Source organism: Shimia aestuarii (assembly GCF_900114635.1).
GTDB lineage: Bacteria > Pseudomonadota > Alphaproteobacteria > Rhodobacterales > Rhodobacteraceae > Shimia > Shimia aestuarii.
This window is the reverse complement of record NZ_FOTQ01000003.1, coordinates 2501-22188: the sequence shown is the minus strand read 5'-3', so window position 1 is coordinate 22188 and position 19688 is coordinate 2501. Positions and strand designations below refer to the sequence as shown.

Here is a 19688-nt window from a genome sequence, read left to right as displayed (position 1 = left end):
GTTACACCCTGACTATCCAACGAAACGCCCCGCCAATGCGCGGGGCGTTTTTTGCGCTGTGTGCTCCGGTGTGGCGCTTTTCTGGGCAGCCCCGCCAAGGCCATGGCGCTAAAGTCTTTTTCAATGCAGTGTTGAAAGTATTTCGTGATACCACTCGTTTTTCGTGGCAGTCACACGCGCTACACTGTCTGATATCCCCTAGAATCCGGGGCGACACGGGAGTTCCAATGGCACATCAAAACGAAATCCGGTTTCTGCTGAACGGCAAGGAAACTACGGTTACCGATCCGAAGGCGACCCTGACACTGCTCGATTATTTGCGTATCGAGCAGCGCCTGACGGGCTCCAAGGAAGGCTGTGCCGAGGGCGATTGCGGTGCCTGCACGGTCTTGGTCGGGCGGCTGCGCAATGGTGTGCTGCACTATGAGACGATCAATGCATGCATCCGTTTCCTTGCGTCGCTGAATGGCTGTCACATTGTCACGATTGAACACCTGTCCGGCCCGGATGGCCGGCTTCACCCGGTGCAGGAGGCCATGGTCGAGCATCACGGCAGCCAGTGCGGATTCTGCACGCCGGGCTTTGTAATGTCGCTTTATGCGCTGTGGATGGAAAACGCGACGCCCAGCGCGCAAGAGGTGGAAACTGCGCTGCAGGGCAACCTGTGCCGTTGCACCGGGTATGAGCCGATTGTGCAGGCCGCATTGGCCGTGAACCAGTATGGCAGCCCATCGCATGATTACCTGAACCGCGAGCGCGCCGACGTGACCACACGGCTTGCGGCATTGCAGCCCGAAGGGCGGATCGAGACCGGGCCAGAGGATGACCGGGCTATCCTGCCACATGACGTGGCCGATCTGGCGGAGGTTCTTGCGGACAATCCCAAGGCGACCATCGTTGCCGGATCGACCGATGTGGGCCTTTGGGTGACGAAATTCATGCGCCCGATTTCTCCGGTGGTGTTCATCAACCACCTGGAAGAGTTGAAAGACATCACGCTGGACGACGACGCGCTGACCGTCGGTGCGGGCGTGACCTATAGCGAGAGCGAAGCCGCCATCCGCGAGGCGTTCCCGCATCTGCGCGAATACTGGGACCGCATTGCCGGCTGGCAGGTGCGCAACATGGGCACGATCGGGGGCAATGTCGCCAACGGGTCGCCCATCGGGGACACGCCGCCGGTTCTGATCTCGCTTGGCGCCGAAGTGACGTTGCAAAAGGCGGGGGGGGCGCGCACCCTGCCGCTGGAAGCGTTCTTTATCGACTATGGCAAGCAGGATCGGGAAGCCGGGGATTTTGTCGCCAGCATCCGCATTCCGCGCGCGAAACCGGGACAGATCGACGCCGCCTACAAGATTTCCAAGCGGCGGGACGAGGATATTTCCTCGGTCGCCGTGGGGATCAGTGTTGTTCTTGAAAGCGGCACGATAACCGAGGCCCGGATTGCTTTTGGTGGCATGGCCGCGACGCCAAAACGCGCCGCGTCTGCCGAGGCCGCGTTGGTCGGGCAAAGCTGGACTGCAGAGGCGTTCGACGCCGCCGCCAAGGCGCTGGCGCAGGATTTCACCCCGCTTTCGGACTGGCGGGCCTCTGCCGAGTACCGGTTGCTGGTTGCGGGCAATCTGTTGCGGCGTTTCCATCTTGAACACGACACCGCCCAAGACGCGCCTGTGCGTCTGGCCATCGCGTGAGGAGTAGGGCGATGAAGGATCAAACGACCATTCGCGGCGCCGTTCACCAGAACCAGAAACACGATAGCGCCGTCAAACAGGTGCAGGGGCGCGCGGATTACACCGATGATATTGACGAACCTGTTGGCACGTTGCATGCCTATCTGGGTGTTTCCAGCGTGGCCCATGGCCGGATCAAGGGCATGGACCTGTCGCGCGTGCGCGCGGCCCCCGGCGTGGTGGATGTGCTGACCGCCGAGGACATCCCCGGCGTCAACGATGTCAGCCCCACGGGCAAACATGACGAGCCGGTCTTTCCCACCGACAAGGTCGAATTTCACGGCCAGCCGATTTTTGCGGTGATTGCGGAAAGCCGCGATGCGGCGCGGCGCGCGGCAGAACTGGCGGAGGTAGAGTACGAGGTGCTGCCCCACGCGATAGACGCGGTGTCGGCGCATGAGGCCGGAATGCCGCTGGTGACGGACCCGCTCAAGCTGGAACGGGGTGACGTGGACGCGGCTTTTGAAGGTGTTGCGAACCGCGTCTCGGCGCGCATGGTCGTGGGCGGGCAGGATCACATGTATTTGGAAGGGCATATCGCCTTTGCCATTCCCGGCGAAGACGAGGATGTGATCGTACATTGTTCGACCCAGCACCCGAGCGAGGCGCAGCACATGGTCGCCCATGTTCTGGGCGTGCCCTCGAACGCCGTGGTGGTGAACGTGCGCCGCATGGGTGGCGGGTTTGGTGGCAAGGAAAGCCAGATGAACCTGTTCTGTGCCGTCGCGGCCATCGGCGCCAAAAAGCTGAACCGTCCGGTGAAAATCCGCCCTGATCGCGATCAGGACATGACCGCGACCGGCAAACGGCATGATTTCGTGATCGACTATGACCTCGGCTTTGACGACGACGGCCGGATCGAGGTGGTCGAGGGCCAGTTTGCCGCGCGCTGCGGGTATTCCTCCGATCTTTCTGGGCCGGTGACGGATCGCGCCCTGTTTCATGCGGACAATGCCTATTTCTATCCGCATGTGCGCCTTACCTCGCGCCCGCAAAAGACCAACACCGTCTCCAACACCGCCTTTCGCGGCTTTGGCGGGCCGCAGGGCGTCGTGGCCGCCGAACGCATGATCGAGGAGATCGCCTATGCGCTTGGCAAAGACCCGCTTGAGGTGCGCAAGGCCAATTTTTATGGCGATGCCAGCGATGGACGGAACCTGACGCCCTATCATCAGGAGGTCGAGGACAACGTCATTGGCCGCGTGGTGGAAGAGCTGGAAACCAGCGCCGACTATCAGGCACGTCGCAAGGCCATTCTGGACGACAACGCCAAGGGCGGGATCATCCGCCGTGGTATCGCGCTGACCCCGGTCAAGTTCGGCATTTCCTTTACGGCTACCTGGTACAATCAGGCCGGATGCCTGCTGCATGTCTATAATGACGGGTCGATCATGCTGAACCATGGCGGCACCGAAATGGGACAGGGGCTAAACACCAAAGTGGCGCAGGTTGTGGCCGATGCGTTGCAGGTGGATTTCGACCGGATCAAGATCACCAAGACCACGACCGAGAAAGTGCCAAACACCTCTGCCACGGCGGCCTCTTCCGGGTCCGACCTTAACGGCATGGCGGCGCTGGATGCTGCGGAGCAGATCAAGGCACGACTGGTGAAATTCGCCGCCGAAAGCCGGGGCGTGCCGGAAGAGGCAGTCAGCTTCGCGCCCAACCGGATTGTCATCGGGGACGAGTCCGTCGCTTTTGATAGCTTCGTCAAAGAAGCCTACATGGCCCGCGTTCACCTTTCGGCGGCTGGGTTCTACAAGACGCCGAAAATCCATTGGGACCGTGAGGCCGGCAAGGGGCGTCCGTTCTATTACTACGCCTATGGCGCGGCCTGTTCGGAAGTGGCGATTGATACACTCACCGGCGAATACCGGGTGGAACGCACTGATATCCTGCATGATGTCGGACGCTCGCTTAACCCGATCCTCGACAAGGGGCAGGTGGAAGGCGCGTTCATTCAGGGGATGGGCTGGCTCACGACCGAGGAGCTTTGGTGGGATGATGCGGGACGGCTGCGCACCCATGCGCCCTCGACCTACAAGATCCCGCTGGCAAGCGACCGCCCGCGCATTTTCAACACGAACCTCGCCGATTGGTCGGAGAACCGCGAAATGACGATCAAGCGATCCAAGGCCGTGGGCGAGCCGCCCTTCATGCTGGGCATCTCGGTTTTCGAGGCACTTTCCATGGCCGTGGCCAGCGTTGCCGATTACCGCGTCTGTCCGCGCATGGATGCGCCTGCCACGCCGGAACGGGTGTTGATGACCATTGAACGGCTGAAAGCAGAGGTGTGATCCCATGACCACCGCACGTGCCCTCGCAGACTTCATGAACGGCCCCGGCGCCGTTGCCTCGGTGCGGTTGACCCGCGTGCGCGGATCTTCTCCGCGCGCGTCCGGGACGGAGATGTTCGTGCGCACGGATGCATTGTGGGGCACGATTGGCGGCGGTCAGCTGGAACATCTGGCTATCGAGGCGGCGCGCAAACTTTTGTCCGAAGGCAACCTGTCACAACACATGGACGTGCCTTTGGGGCCAGAGATTGGCCAGTGCTGTGGCGGTCGGGTCGAACTGGTGATCTCGCGCCTTGGCAACACCGACAGGGAAGACGCGATTGTTGCCGTGAAACAGGATGAAGCAGCGCAACCGACCGTATTCGTTCTTGGCGCGGGCCATGTGGGGCGCGCGCTGGCCGATCAGCTGCAGCATATGCCCGTGCGCACCGTGCTGGTGGACCCACGCGAAGGGGAACTGGCGCAATCCAATGCGCAGGTGGAAAAACGCCTGAGCGTCATCCCGGAAGTGGATGTGCAGAACGCCCCTGCAGGCAGCGCCTTTGTCGTGCTGACCCATGATCACGGTCTGGATTTCCTGCTGGCCTCGGCGGCGCTGCAGCGCGGGGATGCAAGTTATGTCGGGCTGATCGGCTCAGACACGAAACGCGCCAAGTTTGCCAGCTGGTGCAAAGACCACTGTGATGGCTTGTCCATCGCACCCTTGATCTGCCCCATCGGGGCAGGCGGTAGCCGCGACAAGCGGCCGCCCGTGATCGCCGCGCAGGTCGCGGCCGAAGTGATCACGGCACTGACCTCTGAAACTACCGCAACTCCCCACTTCGGGGGCACTGTTTCGCAGATCGCGGCTCAGTGAGAAAACGCCGGGTTCTGTTGCGTCGAGGAGGAGGCGGCAGGGCATCGGTTTGCTAATGGAGGTCCCAATGAGGGATGGTAGCTATACCTACAAGCTGTTTCACCGCAGCGACTTCAGCGCGTTCTGGGCGCTGTTTACTGACAACCTGATCAACCTGATGGTGCTGGCCGGCGTGTGCCAGTTCGTTTTTCAGATGCCGGCGGAAATCGTCTATGGCCGGATCGTGCCGGGCGCGGCCGTCGCCATTCTGGCAGGCATAGCCGTTTATGTCGGGCTGGCCAAACGGGCGGCAGCCCAGCATGGGCGGGACGTGACCGCCCTGCCCTATGGCATCTCGACACCGGTCATGTTCGTCTATCTTTTTGGCGTGATCGGGCCGATCTATTGGTCGACCAATGATCCGGTTCTGGCCTGGCAGGTGGGCATAGGCGCGGGGTTCATGGGCGGCATCGTCGCCGCACTTGGCGCGGTGATCGGACCGTGGCTCAAGCGGGTGACACCGCGCGCGGGCATGTTGGGGACGCTTTGTGGCATCGCGTTGGTGTTCATCGGGACCGTGCCTCTGGCCACCGTGTTCGAAAATCCGTTCATCGGCTTTGCCTCGATGATCATCATCCTTTGGGGCCTCGTGGGCCGGTTCCGCCTGCCCTACAACATCCCCGCCGGCCTTTTGGCGCTCATCGTCGGGACCGTTGTGGCCTTTGCCATAGGCGAAGCAAAACTCAGCATCGAAGGGGTCGGGTTCTATCCGCCGCTGCCGTATCTCGGCGACCTGATGGCGGGTATTCAGTACCTCTTTGCCAACCCGGAACTGTTCCTCGTTCTGGTGCCGGTGCAGATCTACAACTTCATCGAAACCATGAACAACGTCGAAAGCGCCGAGGCGGCTGGCGACCATTACCCGGTCGCGACCTGCCAGATCACGGACGGGCTTGGAACCATGGTGGGGGCGGTTTTTGGCTCGCCCTTCCCGACCACCGCCTATATCGGGCATCCGGCCTATAAACGCATGGGCGCGCATGCGGGCTATGTCATCGGCGTTGGAGTTGTGATCCCGGCGGCGGCCTTCCTTGGGCTGTTGGCGTTCCTCAACAACCTGATCCCCGTGGCAGCTGCTGCGCCGGTTCTGGTGTTCGTGGCCCTGAGCCTGATCACCAACACGGCCCATTCGGTCAAAACCGACCACATGGCCGCCGTCACCATCGCGATGATGCCGCATGTATCGTCCTTCCTGATCGTCAAGTGGGGCTCGCTCATGGGAGCGCTTGGTGCGGTCGGGGTTACGGGCCTGCCGCAGTTGGGCGATGCGAACCTGACCGCCGCACTGTTGCAGCAGGGCGCGCATTTCGAGGGGCACCTTGCGCTGTCGCAGGGTGCGATCCTGACCGGGTTGATCTGGGGCGCCATCGTGGCCAGCGTGATCGACGGACGGTTCCGCAATGCGGGCGGGTTTGCTCTTGCCGCGGCTGTCATGTCGGTCTTTGGCATCATCCACGGCGCGAGCCTGCATTGGCCCGAGCTGAGCGGCGTATCGGCAGGCTACCTGATCGCGGCGGCGTTCCTCTACATCTATCCGCTCTTTCACAAGGAAGATGATCTGGTGAATGAAAACGTGGTGGTGGAAGAGGCCCCAACCCTGCCCGCGGAATAACTGTTCGTCTCCCCGAATAGACATGGCGCGGGCCGGACCGTCTCCCCGGTTCTGGCCCGCGCATCCCTTTCAATGACTCAGCTTTCAGACTGGACCCGCTCATGACACAGACGGATCAATACACGCTTTTGCGTGGCCGTATTCTGGATTTCCACGCCGCGCCGCAGGACGAGACAGACACCGAGGCCTATCGCTATATCGAGGATGGCGCGATCTTGTTGGCGGGTGGCAAGATCAAGGCCACCGGAGCGTTCGCGGAGATTGTCGCTCTTGCCCCCGACGCTTCGATCACGGACCACCGCCCCAACCTTTTGATGGCGGGCTTTATCGACACCCATGTGCATTTTCCGCAGGTGCAGGTCATCGCCTCGTGGGGCGCGCAGCTTCTTGACTGGCTCAACAGTTACACTTTCCCCGAAGAGACCCGTTTTGCGGACCCGGCCCATGGCGCCGCCATGGCGGGGCAGTTCCTTGACCTTCTGACCTGCCATGGCACCACCACCGCTGTGGCCTATTGCTCGGTGCATCCCGCATCGGTGGATGCCTATTTCACAGAGGCCGCCCAGCGCAACATGTGCATGATCGGCGGCAAGGTGATGATGGACCGCAATGCACCCGAGGCGCTGACCGACACGCCGCAATCAAGCTATGACGACAGCAAGGCGCTGATCGCGAAATGGCATGGAAAGGGGCGCGCGCATTATGCGATCACGCCGCGTTTCGCCATCACCTCGACGCCGGAACAGCTTGAGATTGCGGGTGCGCTGGTCACAGAGCATCCCGACTGTTTTGTGCAAACCCACCTCAGCGAAAACCACGACGAGATTGCCTATACCGCAGAGCTTTACCCGGATGCGCCGGATTATCTGGGCGTTTATGAAAACTATGGTCTGCTGACGCCCAAGATGCTCTTGGGGCATTCGATCCACCTTACCTCGCGCGAGATCGACGTGCTGGCCGAGACAAGAGCCAAGCCGGTGTTTTGCCCGACGTCAAACCTGTTTCTGGGCAGTGGTCTGTTTGATGATGCGGGCCTGCGCGGGCGCGGCATTCAGAACGCAATTGCCACCGACATCGGCGCAGGCACCAGCTATTCGATGCTGCAAACGCTGAACGAAGGCTACAAGGTGCTGCAACTTCAAAACCAGAAACTGCACCCCCTGCGTGCCTTTCACTGGATCACGCGGGGCAATGCCGAGGTCCTGGGTCTTGCGGACCGGATCGGGACACTGGCCAACGGATCGGACGCCGATATCGTGGTCTTGAATGCGCGCGCCACTCCGGCCATGGCGCTTCGGATGCAGCGCGCACAAACCCTTTCGGAAGAATTGTTCATCCTTCAGATGCTGGGCGATGATCGCGCGATTGAAGAGACCTATGTGGCGGGTGTGCCGCAAAAACGGGACCACGCCGGAGCACGTCCGGAGGCGGTTCAGGCGGCTCTGCAACTGGCCTGAGCCTGAGTAACTTGGTCGGCTGGTGCCAATCTAGGGCATCAGCCGACAAACAAACGGCCGAGGAAGATGGCGCTCATGCCATAGCCGATGAGGATCACGATGATGCGGACCACCGAGGCAGGCACGGCCTTGGCAATCCATGCCCCGCCATAGCCCCCGAGCACCGCGAACACCATCATCAGAACCGCCATCGGCCAGACGACCAGCCCGGCAACGGCAAAGGTGGCGACAGAGATGGCCGAAAGGGCAAAGGACAGACCGTTCTTGACGCCATTCATCAGGTGGATATCGCGCCAGCCCCACATGGCGAACAGCGCCAGCAAAACGATGCCAAGCCCACCGTTGAAATAGCCGCCATAGACGCTGACCAGAAAAAGTCCGAGCGCGCCTTCGGGTTTCAGAGCGCGCGATCTGCGTTCCGCCCAAGCGCGTAGTTTACCGCCCAACAGGAAAGCCGTGGTCGCAAAGAACAATAGGAACGGGACAATCAGCGAAAACGCCTCGTTCGAAGACACCAGCAGAAGCAAGGATCCGGTCAGACCGCCAGCAAGGGTGATCGCCGTCAGGCGGATCATCTGTGCGCGTGAGAGGGTTTTGAGTTCCGAAAGGAACCCGATGGCGCCGCCGAGATAGCCGGGAAACACCGACACGGCGCTGGTGGCATTGGCCGCGACGGGCGGCACCCCGGCCCAGACAAGCGCCGGAAAGGTCAGAAACGTCCCTCCACCTGCGATGGTGTTGACGACACCGGCCCCGAACCCTGCCAACGCCAGCACAACAATTTCCAGAACGCTCATCGTCTTCCCCTTCCAAGAGAAAAGCGGCGTGGGGGCCACGCCGCTTTCCATTCTTTTTCAAACCGCGTCAGGCGGTTGTCAATGCACTCGCCCCTTAGACGTGATCATCATGGGGCAATGAACCTTTGGAATGGCCCGACATTCCGCCCGACACTTCCTCGGTTGCTTCATCGGAGAGTTCTTCGGGCAGGATCAGGTTCAAGACGATGGCAATCAGCGCCGCTGGCAGGATGCCCGAGGTGGCCAGCACCTTGATCGTGCTCGGCAGGTGCTGCAACGCACCCGGCTCAAGCTGAAGACCCAACCCCAGTGACAGGGAAATCGCGAAGATCACCATGTTGCGGCGGTTCCAGTGCACGTCCGAGAGCATTGAGATACCTGCAGCCGCGACCATGCCGAACATCACAATCACGCCACCACCCAGAACCTCGATCGGGATTGACGAGATCACCGCCCCGATCTTGGGGACAAGCCCAGCAAGGATCAGGAAGAGTGCGCCGATGGTCACAACCCCCCGGCTCATCACGCCGGTCATGGCGATCAGGCCGACATTCTGGCTGAACGAGGTGTTGGGCAGCGCACCGAAGAGACCCGAGATCGCGGTGCCGAACCCGTCGGCATAGGTTGCGCCCTGGATTTCCGTATCGGTGGCCTCACGTCCGGCGCCACCTTTGGTGATCCCGGACACGTCACCCACGGTTTCTACCGCCGAGACAAAGGACATCAGGCAGAAGCCGATGATGGCGGCCATCGAAAACTCAAGGCCGAAGTGCAGAGGATTCGGCAGGGCGAATGTCGCCGCGCGGCCCACATTGGCAAGGCTGACTTCTCCCATCACGAAAGCAAAGACATAGCCCACGATCAGCCCGATCAGTACCGCCGAGACCGACATCATGCCCTTGGCAAAGAACTTGAGCCCCAGCGTCACGAAGATCACGATCAGCGCCATGGTCCAGTTGATGAGCGATCCGTATTCGGGCTTGCCAATGGCAGGCACACCACCTGCGGCATACTGAATACCGACCTTGACCAGCGCCAAACCAATCATCGTCACCACGAGGCCCGTGACCAGCGGTGGCAGGGCAAAGCGGATCTTGCCGATGAACAAGCCCAAGAAGGCATGGAACAGGCCGCCGACCAAAATACCGCCCATTAGAACGGCAATCGCGTCCACCCCTTTGCCCGCAACCAGCGGGATCATGATCGGGATAAAGGCAAAGGATGTTCCCTGAACGATGGGCAGGCGCGCACCAACGGGACCGATCCCCACTGTCTGGAAGAGGGTCGCGATGCCCGCAAAGAACATCGACATCTGGATCATGTAGATCATCTGCGGAAAGTCCGGGCTGTTCGAGCCGAACCCGAACCCGGCAGCTCCACACACGATAATGGCGGGCGTCACGTTCGAAACGAACATGGCCAGCACGTGTTGGATTCCAAGCGGAACCGCCTTGGCAATGGGTGGTGTATAGTTCGGATCGCGCAGCTGTTCCGGCGTCCCGATTGAAGCATCAGCCATAATGTGTCTCCCCACTAGCTGTTGTTGGGGCCACCTCTCCTCCCTGGTGGCCCTTGGGTTCTAGTCCGCCACCACCGTGAAAGGGGTGTCGAACCAGAATTCTTCCAAGTTGGCCCCAGCGCCGATCCGATCGACCACGGCAAACAGCCCCGATCCTGTGATCGGTGTCAGGACTCCGTGCCACGTGTTGCGGGCAAAGTTGATGGCCTGACCGGGGGACGTGATGAACGCGCGGGGCGTTGCGGGGCCGTTGCCTGTATCTTCGGCAACAATGACCAGAAATGCCTCCATGCTCATCGGAATGAAGGCCTGTGATCCGTCGGGGTGCCGCTCCATCATATCGAGTTGATAGGGCAGGCTGCGCAGTTCGGCCTGAAACAGGCTGATCCCTGCGCGCCCCTCAACGAAATCCAGCGTAGCGCGATCGTGATAGCGCCCGCAAAGCCCCTGGTTGATGAGTTTGTCCGGCGCGCCCGACGTGTCGAGCACCTCGCCAAAAGGTGCAAACGCCTCTTGGGTCAGCGGCTCAATGCGGATGTGCCGGGTCATGCGCCCAGTTTTTCCTGCAGGCGCAACTCGGCGATACGTTCAACCTGACGGCAGGCTTCGGCGAATTCGGTGGCGCGGTCGTTGTTGATCCGGCGCTTGAAAGCCTCGGTGATGGTTGCCTTGGTGTTGTCGCGCACGGCGATGATGAAGGGAAACCCGAATTTTGCGACATAGGCGCTGTTCAGCTCGGTGAACATGGCACGTTCTTCGTCAGTCAGCGCATCCAAGCCCACGGACGCCTGCTCAGCGGTCGACTCGGCGGTCAAACGCTTGGCCTCGGCCAGCTTTCCGGCAAGGTCCGGGTGGGCCACCAGCACGCCTAGCCGCTGCTCCTCGCTGGCTGACCGGAACACGCGGGCTAGGGCGTTGTGCACACCAGCCGCCGTATCATGGGTCGGCCCCAGTTCAAGCTCAAAGGCCCCTTCGGCGATCCACGGGCTGTGTTCAAAGATACCGCCAAACTCGGACACAAAAGTCTGTTGGTCCATTTCGGAGGGGCGCGTTGTCTGCATGGGGGGATGTTCCTTGGCCCAATGATCGGCGATCTGTTCTCGGGTCGCGAACCAGACACCTTCATGTTTGTTGAAATGATCGAGCACACGCTTGAGCGCGGCGGCGCGTCCGGGACGCCCGATAAGGCGGCAGTGCAACCCGATCGAGAGCATCTTGGGCGCACCCGCCTGCCCTTCCGCATAGAGCATGTCAAAGCTGTCCTTGAGATAGCTTTCGAACTGATCGCCGTTGGTATAGCCCGCCTGAATGGCAAAGCGCATGTCGTTGCAATCCATGGTGTAGGGAACGATCAGCTGATCCTTGCTCCCGGCCCTGACCCAATAGGGGAGATCGTCGGCATAGCTGTCGGCGATATAGGCAAAGTCGCCCTCTTCGGCGGCCAGATCGACCGTGTTCATGGAACAGCGCCCGGTGTACCAGCCGCGCGGCGGGGTGCCCGTGACCTCGGCATGCAACCGGATCGACTCGCGGATTTGCGCGCGCTCTTCCTCGGGGGACATGTCCTTGTGTTCGATCCACTTCAGACCATGGCTGGCAATCTCCCAGCCCGCGGCCTTCATCGCCGCGACCTGTTCGGGCGCGCGGGCCAGCGCTGTGGCGACACCGTAAACCGTGAGTGGTGTGTCTTTGAGCAGACGATGCACCCGCCAGAACCCGGCCCGCGCGCCGTATTCATAGATCGATTCCATGTTCCAGTGCCGCTGCCCGGGCCAAGGCTGTGCGCCGGTGATTTCGGACAGGAATGCCTCGGACGCGGGATCGCCGTGCAATACGTTGTTCTCGCCGCCCTCTTCGTAGTTCAGCACAATCTGAACGGCGATCCGGGCGCCACCCGGCCAATTTGCCGCCGGAATATTGGCACCATACCCGGTCAGATCTCGTGGATATCTATTCAAAGCATGTTCCTCTGGTTTTGATGCTTGATATACCAAACAATGTAAGTAGTTTTTCAAAAAAAATGATAAAGAGCCTTTGGGCAGTCCGCCTTTGCCTCGATGCGGGCAACCGGACTAGAAGGTCTCAAACAATTAGGAGATATTGCCATGTCGGGTTATCTGACCACCCATGTCCTTGACACCGCGCGCGGGTGTCCGGCGCAAGGTCTCAAAATCGAGCTCTACCGGATCAACGGCGACACGCGCAGCCACCTCAAGACGCTTGTGACCAATGACGACGGGCGTACCGATGAACAGATCCTTCCGGCGTCCGAATTCGAGTTGGGCGAATATGAGCTGATCTTCTACGCAGGTGCCTATCTTGACGCCTCGGGTACGCCGCCCGAAAATCCGCGGTTCCTTGACATTATCCCGATCCGGTTTGGCATGTCCGAGGCCTCGCATTACCACGTGCCGCTGTTGCTCTCGCCCTTCGGGTATTCAACCTATCGCGGCAGCTAAGCCGGTTTTGGCGAAACGCGCACGGCCGTGGCGATGCGCTCGATCATGAATTCCATGAACAGCCGGGTTTTCGGGTCCTGCATTCGGCGATGCGTAAAAAGACACGCCATCTGGATCGGTTCAGGTGGCGTTTCAACCGCTACGGGTACCAGCGTCCCGGCATTGAGGTGTTCGATCACTTCGAAAACCGGCTTCATTGCCACCCCATGACCTGCCAAAGCCCAGTCGGTCAGCACATCCCCATCATCTGATTCATAGCGCCCCGACACCCGGAACCGGCGCGGGCCATCAGGCGTCGAAAGGCGCCACTGGAACTCGGTCGCGCCGGGAAAGCGCAGGCTCAGGCATTCGTGATTGTCCGCGACCAGAGCGTCGCCGTTGGCAGGCATACCGCGCGCGGCGATGTAATCCGGCGAGGCACAGAGCACCCGCTCCACATCGGCAATCTTGCGGATTCTGAGGTTGCTATCCTCGGGTTGACCCAGAAAGAATGACAGATCGAGCCCTTCGGTGGTGAGATCAACATTCCGGTCGGTCAGGCGCAGGCGCATGTTGACTTCGGGGTATTGTTTCAGGAAATCAGGAACTTGCGGCGCGATCAGCCGCCGCCCGACCCCCAAGGGCGCGGCCACATAGAGCGCCCCTTTGAGATTTTCGGTGATGTTGACGATCTGCGCCTCGGCCCGCTCGACCGATTCAAGGATATCGGTCGCGCCGCGATAAAACGACTTGCCCTGCTCGGTCGGGGCAAGGCTTCGGGTGGTGCGTTGGAACAAGCGCACCCCAAGATGTTCTTCAAGCTGTGAAATTCTAGACGACGTGACCGCAGGGGAGACACGCAGGTCTCGCCCGGCGGCTGACATGCTGCCAAGCTCGTAGACACGGACAAAGGTGCGGATATTATCGAAATAGGACATTGTTTCGCTTTTTTTGATACTGCTTGGCTTTTACCAGCAATACCAGAATAAAAGCCGCTCGAATAGAGTGTTCGAAAGTTCGAATCTTGGGAGACCTGCCATGTATGATCTGGCAATTCTATGGGACTGGATCGCGTTTTCGGTCCGCTGGCTGCATGTCATCACCGCGATGGCATGGATTGGCGCGTCCTTTTATTTCATTGCGCTCGATCTGATGCTGAAACCCGCCGCGCATTTGCCCAAAGGGGCCTATGGCGAAGAATGGGAAGTGCATGGTGGCGGGTTTTATCACACGGTAAAGTATCTCGTGGCACCCGCAGAAATGCCCGAGCACCTGACATGGCACAAATGGCAAAGCTATACGACATGGCTCTCAGGTGCCGCACTTCTGATGATCGTCTACTGGGTAGGGGGCGAGCTGTTCCTGCTGGATCCGACCAAGGCGGAGCTGTCGCTGTGGCAGGGTATCCTGATCTCGGGCGGGTCTTTGACAATCGGCTGGCTGGCCTATGATTTCATGTGTAAATCCAAACTGAGTGAGCAACCTACCCTGTTGATGTTGCTGCTGTTTGTGATCCTCGTGATCATGTCTTGGGGCTATAACCAGATCTTTACGGGCCGCGCGGCGCTGCTGCACCTTGGAGCTTTCACGGCGACGATCATGACCGCCAACGTATTCTTCCAGATCATGCCGAACCAGCGCATCGTTGTGGATGATCTCAAGAACGGGCGCACGCCGGATGCCAAGTACGGCAAGATCGCCAAGGTCCGCTCAACGCACAACAACTACCTCACGCTGCCGGTCGTTTTCCTGATGTTGTCGAACCATTACCCGCTTGCGTTTGCGACCGAGTACGCCTGGATCATTGCCAGCCTCATTTTCCTTACCGGTGTCACGATCCGTCACTACTTCAACACAATGCACAAAACCGGCAAGGGGCCGAATTGGACCTGGGCGGTAACGGTTTTGCTGATGGTTGCGATTGCCTGGCTGTCCACGGTATCCAGCATGGAAACCTACGAAGAATCCGAGGCCCGCGCCCTGACGCCTTATGAGCAGAAATACGCATCGGCGGAGCGTTTCGAAGACGCTTACTACGCCGTGACAGGCAATTGTTCGATGTGTCATGCGCGCGAACCGTCCTGGGAGGGTCTGCATTGGCCTCCCAAGGGCGTGGTGCTGGAAACAGAGGCCGATGTCGCACGCCACGCAGAGCAGATATATCTGCAAGCCGGGCGCACCCACGCCATGCCCCCGCCGAACGCGATCGAGATGGATCTTGAGGCCCGCCAGTTGATCGTCGCGTGGGTACAGGAAGTTCGCGGCAAGTAACTTGCAACGTGCATCTCTGTAGAGCCAGTCAACTGACTTCCAGCGTTTCCACGTGGCATTCCTTTTTAGATTCTGGCCTTTCCAATGTCTCGATGTCTGACGTCAGCGCTTATGGGACCAAATAGGGCTGTTTGCTAGGAGAGGGTTTGTTGCTCATCGCAGCCATTGAGCCTCCCCATCTGAATTGGTCCACCGTTATGTTTAGGAAACGGAGGACAAAGAATGGCGAACAAGCGACCGAAGCCCGAAGATATTGTCTCGCTTGGTGGCCTATTGCTGCTTTCGCGGCATCGAACCGGACGCGGTCAACGACACCGTCATGACGGAATTCAAGGCCTATCTCGATGTCCGTCTCCTCGGCAAGGACCCGGCCAAACTGTGCAAGGAAATGGCGCAGACCTGGAACGCCGTTGTGAAGCGCAATGGTTTTGCACCTTTCCATTCTCAGCTACGAGAAAGGTGCGCAGTATCGGACGCGCCCGATGACGATCTATCCGCTTAGCCTTCAGGAAGAGATCAAATCCTATCTCAACAAGTTGGCCCACTCCGACCCGTTTGACGAAGACGGTCCGGAAAAACCTCTGCGCCCGGCATCCATTCGCAATACGCAAGCTCACCTGCGGCAATATCTCGATGCGCTTGTCAACGCTGGTGAAGACCCGAAGTCGTTTGGTTCGTTGAAGGATGTGGTGACGGCAGACCTGATCAAGAAGGCATTCACGCAGATCATGGATCGCCGTGGTCTCGATGATTTCCCGCCTGCGCTGCACAATATCGTCTGCACGCTGACCGCAATTGGGCGCCATCATATTGGCCTCAAGCCCAAGAAGTTGAAGGCGGTCCTCAAGGTTAAAAAGAAGGTGGCCCACAATCCCGAAGGGATGACGGCCAAGAACGCCAAGCGCCTTGCCAAGTTTGACGACTGGCAAAACGTGGTTCGTCTCATGAGCCTGCCTGAAGACTTGATGGACCGCGCCGATGCCAACCCGCATTCCCGCATGTCGGGCCTGTTGGCCATTCGGAGCCTTCTGTCAAAGATCCGGATCGTGCCTGACGGTGAGGGTCTTGCCTTGGAACTTGTCGGGGAGTTGGCCGGTCTGCTGGCATTGGGGCAAACAAAAACGGCCTCTGAGAGTGTTTCTCAAGGCCGTTCTGTATCAATGGTTGCGGGGGTAGGATTTGAACCTACGACCTTCAGGTTATGAGCCTGACGAGCTACCGGGCTGCTCCACCCCGCGACAGGCGGCTATTTTGGCCGCATGGCCTCATGCTATAAGGAAAGAGGCCAGATAATCATCGAATTGAGAGATACGTTAAGGGAAGTCGTTTACTAGGTTTGGCGATGACCTACTCTCCCACACCTTAAGATGCAGTACCATCGGCGCTACGGTGCTTAACGGCCGGGTTCGGGATGGGACCGGGTGTTTCACTCGCGCTATGATCACCAAACCGAGTAAACGGCTTCGCTTAATTTCGCCTTTCGGCGTGTCCAAGTCACGTACGTCTGTGTTTTGTGTATGCTTTTGATTTCCAGTCTGTCTTTTACTGGATCAAATCAAGCCTATCGGGCAATTAGTACCGGTCAACTGAATGCATTGCTGCACTTACATCTCCGGCCTATCGACGAGGTGGTCTACCTCGGCCCTCAGGGATACCTTGTTTTGAGGGGGGCTTCCCGCTTAGATGCCTTCAGCGGTTATCCTGTCCGATCATAGCTACCCTGCACTGCTGCTGGCGCAACAACAGGTCCACCAGTGGATCGTTCACCCCGGTCCTCTCGTACTAGGGGCAACTCCTCTCAAGTATCCTACACCCACGGCAGATAGGGACCGAACTGTCTCACGACGTTCTAAACCCAGCTCACGTACCTCTTTAAACGGCGAACAGCCGTACCCTTGGGACCTGCTCCAGCCCCAGGATGAGATGAGCCGACATCGAGGTGCCAAACACTGCCGTCGATATGGACTCTTGGGCAGTATCAGCCTGTTATCCCCGGCGTACCTTTTATCCGTTGAGCGATGGCCCTCCCACTTGGGACCACCGGATCACTATGGCCGTCTTTCGACTCTGCTCGACTTGTCAGTCTCGCAGTCAGGCTGGCTTCTGCCATTGCACTCAACGAGCGATTTCCGACCGCTCTGAGCCAACCTTCGCGCGCCTCCGTTACGCTTTAGGAGGCGACCGCCCCAGTCAAACTACCCGCCACGCAGGGTCCCGGATCCGGATAACGGACCGCGGTTAGACATCAAGCAGAATAAGGGTGGTATCTCAAGGGAGGCTCCACCGGAACTGGCGTCCCGGTTTCAAAGCCCACCACCTATCCTGCACATATTGTGCCTGATGCCAGTGCGAAGCTGTAGTAAAGGTGCACGGGGTCTTTCCGTCTAACCGCGGGAAGCCTGCATCTTGACAGGCAATTCAATTTCGCTGAGTCGATGTTGGAGACAGCGGGGAAGTCGTTACGCCATTCGTGCAGGTCGGAACTTACCCGACAAGGAATTTCGCTACCTTAGGACCGTTATAGTTACGGCCGCCGTTTACCTGGGCTTCAATTCAGAGCTCTCACCCCTCCTTTTAACCTTCAGGCACCGGGCAGGCGTCAGACCCTATACGTCGTCTTGCGACTTCGCAGAGCCCTGTGTTTTTAGTAAACAGTCGCCACCCCCTGGTTTGTGCCCCCAGCCAATACTTGCGTAGAAACTGGGCCTCCTTCTCGCGAACTTACGGAGGTATTTTGCCGAGTTCCTTCAACATCGTTCTCTCAAGCGCCTTGGTATGCTCTACCAGTCCACCTGTGTTGGTTTAGGGTACGGTCTGATGGAGGGCTATTTCCAGGAACCGATCAGCGGCCCACCCAATCCGATAAGGGTGAACAACAGTCACGATCCGTCACATCCTCCTGGCCCAGTAATATTAAACTGGTTCCCATCGCCTACGGCTTTCGCCCTCGGCTTAGGGGCCGGCTTACCCTGCTCAGATTAGCTTTAAGCAGGAACCCTTGGACTTTCGGCGAGAGTGTCTCTCACACTCTTTGTCGCTACTCATGTCATCATTCTCACTAGTGATCTCTCCACCGGATCGCTCACGCGCCGGCTTCACAGAAAGCTCCTTATCCTCCATGACCTTCCGAAGAAGGCTAAAGAGGACAGGAACTATGTCACACTACGCTCTGCTACCATGCACTATGTGCATCCTAGACTTCGGCTCATGGCTTGAGCCCCGTTACATCTTCGCCGCAGGACAACTTATTTAGACCAGTGAGCTGTTACGCTATCTTTAAAGGATGGCTGCTTCTAAGCCAACCTCCTGGTTGTTTTGGTCGTCCCACCTGCTTTCCCACTTAGCCATGAATTAGGGGCCTTAGTCGTAGGTCAGGGTTGTTTCCCTCTCCACTACGGACGTTAGCATCCGCAGTGTGTCTGCCATCTAGTACTCCCGGGTATTCGGAGTTTGGTTAGGATCAGTAAGCCTGTGGGGCCCCATTACCCATCCAGTGCTCTACCCCCCGGGGTATTCGGATGACGCTCTACCTAAATAGATTTCGCAGAGAACCAGCTATCTCCGAGTTTGATTGGCCTTTCACCCCTAGGCACAACTCATCCCGACCTTTTTCAACAGGTGTGGGTTCGGACCTCCAGTAAGTGTTACCTTACCTTCATCCTGGTCATGCCTAGATCACTCGGTTTCGGGTCTGATCCATCTAACTCGACGCCCTATTAAGACTCGCTTTCGCTGCGCCTACACCTAACGGCTTAAGCTTGCTAGATAGACCAAGTCGATGACCCATTATACAAAAGGTACGCCGTCAGCTCGCAAGGAGCCTCCGACTGATTGTAGGCGTTCGGTTTCAGGTACTGTTTCACTCCCCTCGTCGGGGTGCTTTTCACCTTTCCCTCACGGTACTGGTTCGCTATCGGTCAGTAAGGAGTACTTAGCCTTCGAAGGTGGTCCTCCGATCTTCAGACAGGATTTCACGTGTCCCGCCCTACTTAATACATCCGGTCATGCTTCCCATACGGGGCTGTCACCCACTATGGCCGACCTTTCCAGGTCGTTCTGGTCACAATCTCGGCTTGGCTGGTCCCCGTTCGCTCGCCGCTACTAGGGGAGTATCAATTGATTTCCTTTCCTCCGGGTACTTAGATGTTTCAGTTCCCCGGGTTTGCTCTTAAGACCCTATGTATTCAGGTCAAAAGTACCTGGTTAAGAACATTATAAACTACCGAAGTAATTATAATGAACTTTCAGGTGGGTTCCCCCATTCAGAGATCCATGGATCAAAGCTTATTCTCAGCTCCTCATGGCTTATCGCAGAGTATCACGTCTTTCATCGCCTCTTACTGCCAAGGCATCCACCAAACGCCCTTCTCGCGCTTGATTTGATCCAGAAAGAGACAGACTTGCATCTATCGTGACTGCATAAGCTGGCAAGCAATGCAGTCCTGTTTCTGAACCAAAAGTCATACTTTCCCGCTCCTTACCCTGGAACCCGCGCTGCCGATGTCGGTCGGCCCCACGCAGAGGATAAGGAACTTGTGAGCAACATCGCTGTTGCTCGGGTTAGTGTACTTGACTTGGACAACTCTGTTCGTTTCAGCCGGCAGACGCATGGAAGATCGAGGAAACAATCTTGTCATACGCTCGCCTATCCGAAGATAGGCACCAAACTGAG

At 58.7% G+C, this 19688-nt stretch carries 13 protein-coding genes, 1 tRNA gene and 2 rRNA genes; 8 read left to right on the top strand and 8 right to left on the bottom strand.

Annotated features, from left to right (window positions below; all coding sequences use genetic code 11):
• Positions 1-227 precede the first annotated feature (227 nt).
• From xdhA to guaD, 5 genes are all read left to right on the top strand, one after another.
• The gene (xdhA, locus tag BMZ35_RS09580; RefSeq protein ID WP_093093394.1) at positions 228-1691 is read left to right on the top strand and encodes a xanthine dehydrogenase small subunit; all 1464 of its coding nucleotides are present in this window, start codon (positions 228-230) and stop codon (positions 1689-1691) included.
• An 11-nt stretch (positions 1692-1702) separates the two neighbouring features.
• On the top strand, positions 1703-4027 hold the full coding sequence (gene xdhB / locus BMZ35_RS09575; RefSeq protein WP_093093392.1) for a xanthine dehydrogenase molybdopterin binding subunit: 2325 nt from the start codon (positions 1703-1705) through the stop codon (positions 4025-4027).
• 4 nt (positions 4028-4031) lie between these two features.
• Positions 4032-4883, top strand: a complete 852-nt coding sequence (xdhC, locus tag BMZ35_RS09570) for a xanthine dehydrogenase accessory protein XdhC (RefSeq protein WP_093093390.1) — start codon at positions 4032-4034, stop codon at positions 4881-4883.
• Positions 4884-4950: 67 nt separating this feature from the next.
• Positions 4951-6534, top strand: coding sequence for a xanthine/uracil/vitamin C permease (locus tag BMZ35_RS09565; RefSeq protein WP_093093878.1), 1584 nt, complete (start codon positions 4951-4953; stop codon positions 6532-6534).
• Positions 6535-6635: 101 nt separating this feature from the next.
• Positions 6636-7991: a guanine deaminase gene (gene guaD / locus BMZ35_RS09560; protein ID WP_093093388.1), complete on the top strand. Its 1356-nt coding sequence runs from the start codon at positions 6636-6638 to the stop codon at positions 7989-7991.
• A 38-nt stretch (positions 7992-8029) separates the two neighbouring features.
• Here guaD and BMZ35_RS09555 read toward each other — a convergent pair whose 3' ends face one another.
• From BMZ35_RS09555 to puuE, 4 genes are all read right to left on the bottom strand, one after another.
• Positions 8030-8788 carry a sulfite exporter TauE/SafE family protein gene (locus BMZ35_RS09555; protein ID WP_093093876.1) on the bottom strand — a complete coding sequence of 253 codons (759 nt, stop codon included), beginning with the start codon at positions 8786-8788 and terminating at the stop codon, positions 8030-8032.
• A 94-nt stretch (positions 8789-8882) separates the two neighbouring features.
• Positions 8883-10307: a uracil-xanthine permease family protein gene (locus BMZ35_RS09550; RefSeq protein ID WP_093093386.1), complete on the bottom strand. Its 1425-nt coding sequence runs from the start codon at positions 10305-10307 to the stop codon at positions 8883-8885.
• A gap of 60 nt (positions 10308-10367) precedes the next feature.
• Positions 10368-10856 (bottom strand): ureidoglycolate lyase, encoded by a 489-nt coding sequence (locus tag BMZ35_RS09545; RefSeq protein ID WP_093093384.1) that lies wholly within the window; start codon positions 10854-10856, stop codon positions 10368-10370.
• Complete coding sequence (gene puuE / locus BMZ35_RS09540; RefSeq protein ID WP_093093382.1) at positions 10853-12265, bottom strand: allantoinase PuuE; 1413 nt, start codon at positions 12263-12265, stop codon at positions 10853-10855. Before puuE ends, BMZ35_RS09545 begins: the two co-directional genes overlap by 4 nt.
• A gap of 147 nt (positions 12266-12412) precedes the next feature.
• Here puuE and uraH point away from each other — a divergent pair, with 147 nt between their 5' ends.
• On the top strand, positions 12413-12766 hold the full coding sequence (gene uraH / locus BMZ35_RS09535) for a hydroxyisourate hydrolase (protein ID WP_093093380.1): 354 nt from the start codon (positions 12413-12415) through the stop codon (positions 12764-12766).
• Here uraH and BMZ35_RS09530 read toward each other — a convergent pair.
• The gene (locus BMZ35_RS09530) at positions 12763-13683 is read right to left on the bottom strand and encodes a LysR family transcriptional regulator (RefSeq protein WP_093093378.1); all 921 of its coding nucleotides are present in this window, start codon (positions 13681-13683) and stop codon (positions 12763-12765) included. The genes uraH and BMZ35_RS09530 overlap by 4 nt on opposite strands.
• Before the next feature lie 100 nt (positions 13684-13783).
• Here BMZ35_RS09530 and BMZ35_RS09525 point away from each other — a divergent pair, with 100 nt between their 5' ends.
• Both BMZ35_RS09525 and BMZ35_RS09520 read left to right on the top strand, forming a co-directional pair.
• Positions 13784-15016 (top strand): urate hydroxylase PuuD, encoded by a 1233-nt coding sequence (locus tag BMZ35_RS09525; RefSeq protein WP_093093376.1) that lies wholly within the window; start codon positions 13784-13786, stop codon positions 15014-15016.
• 262 nt (positions 15017-15278) lie between these two features.
• Positions 15279-15518, top strand: coding sequence for a hypothetical protein (locus tag BMZ35_RS09520; RefSeq protein WP_093093373.1), 240 nt, complete (start codon positions 15279-15281; stop codon positions 15516-15518).
• Positions 15519-16177: 659 nt separating this feature from the next.
• Here BMZ35_RS09520 and BMZ35_RS09510 read toward each other — a convergent pair.
• From BMZ35_RS09510 to BMZ35_RS09500, 3 genes are all read right to left on the bottom strand, one after another.
• A tRNA-Met gene (locus BMZ35_RS09510) sits at positions 16178-16254 on the bottom strand.
• Positions 16255-16350: 96 nt separating this feature from the next.
• Positions 16351-16465 (bottom strand): 5S ribosomal RNA (rrf, locus tag BMZ35_RS09505).
• Between the two features lie 102 nt (positions 16466-16567).
• Positions 16568-19396, bottom strand: a 23S ribosomal RNA gene (locus BMZ35_RS09500).
• Positions 19397-19688 lie beyond the last annotated feature (292 nt).

Coding starts and splice junctions, on each gene's coding strand:
- BMZ35_RS09555 (WP_093093876.1), bottom strand. CDS start 8,788: ATGAGCGTTCTGGAAATTGTTGTGCTGGCGTTGGCAGGGTTCGGGGCC.
- xdhB (WP_093093392.1), top strand. CDS start 1,703: ATGAAGGATCAAACGACCATTCGCGGCGCCGTTCACCAGAACCAGAAA.
- BMZ35_RS09565 (WP_093093878.1), top strand. CDS start 4,951: ATGAGGGATGGTAGCTATACCTACAAGCTGTTTCACCGCAGCGACTTC.
- guaD (WP_093093388.1), top strand. CDS start 6,636: ATGACACAGACGGATCAATACACGCTTTTGCGTGGCCGTATTCTGGAT.
- uraH (WP_093093380.1), top strand. CDS start 12,413: ATGTCGGGTTATCTGACCACCCATGTCCTTGACACCGCGCGCGGGTGT.
- BMZ35_RS09550 (WP_093093386.1), bottom strand. CDS start 10,307: ATGGCTGATGCTTCAATCGGGACGCCGGAACAGCTGCGCGATCCGAAC.
- BMZ35_RS09525 (WP_093093376.1), top strand. CDS start 13,784: ATGTATGATCTGGCAATTCTATGGGACTGGATCGCGTTTTCGGTCCGC.
- xdhA (WP_093093394.1), top strand. CDS start 228: ATGGCACATCAAAACGAAATCCGGTTTCTGCTGAACGGCAAGGAAACT.
- BMZ35_RS09530 (WP_093093378.1), bottom strand. CDS start 13,683: ATGTCCTATTTCGATAATATCCGCACCTTTGTCCGTGTCTACGAGCTT.
- xdhC (WP_093093390.1), top strand. CDS start 4,032: ATGACCACCGCACGTGCCCTCGCAGACTTCATGAACGGCCCCGGCGCC.
- BMZ35_RS09545 (WP_093093384.1), bottom strand. CDS start 10,856: ATGACCCGGCACATCCGCATTGAGCCGCTGACCCAAGAGGCGTTTGCA.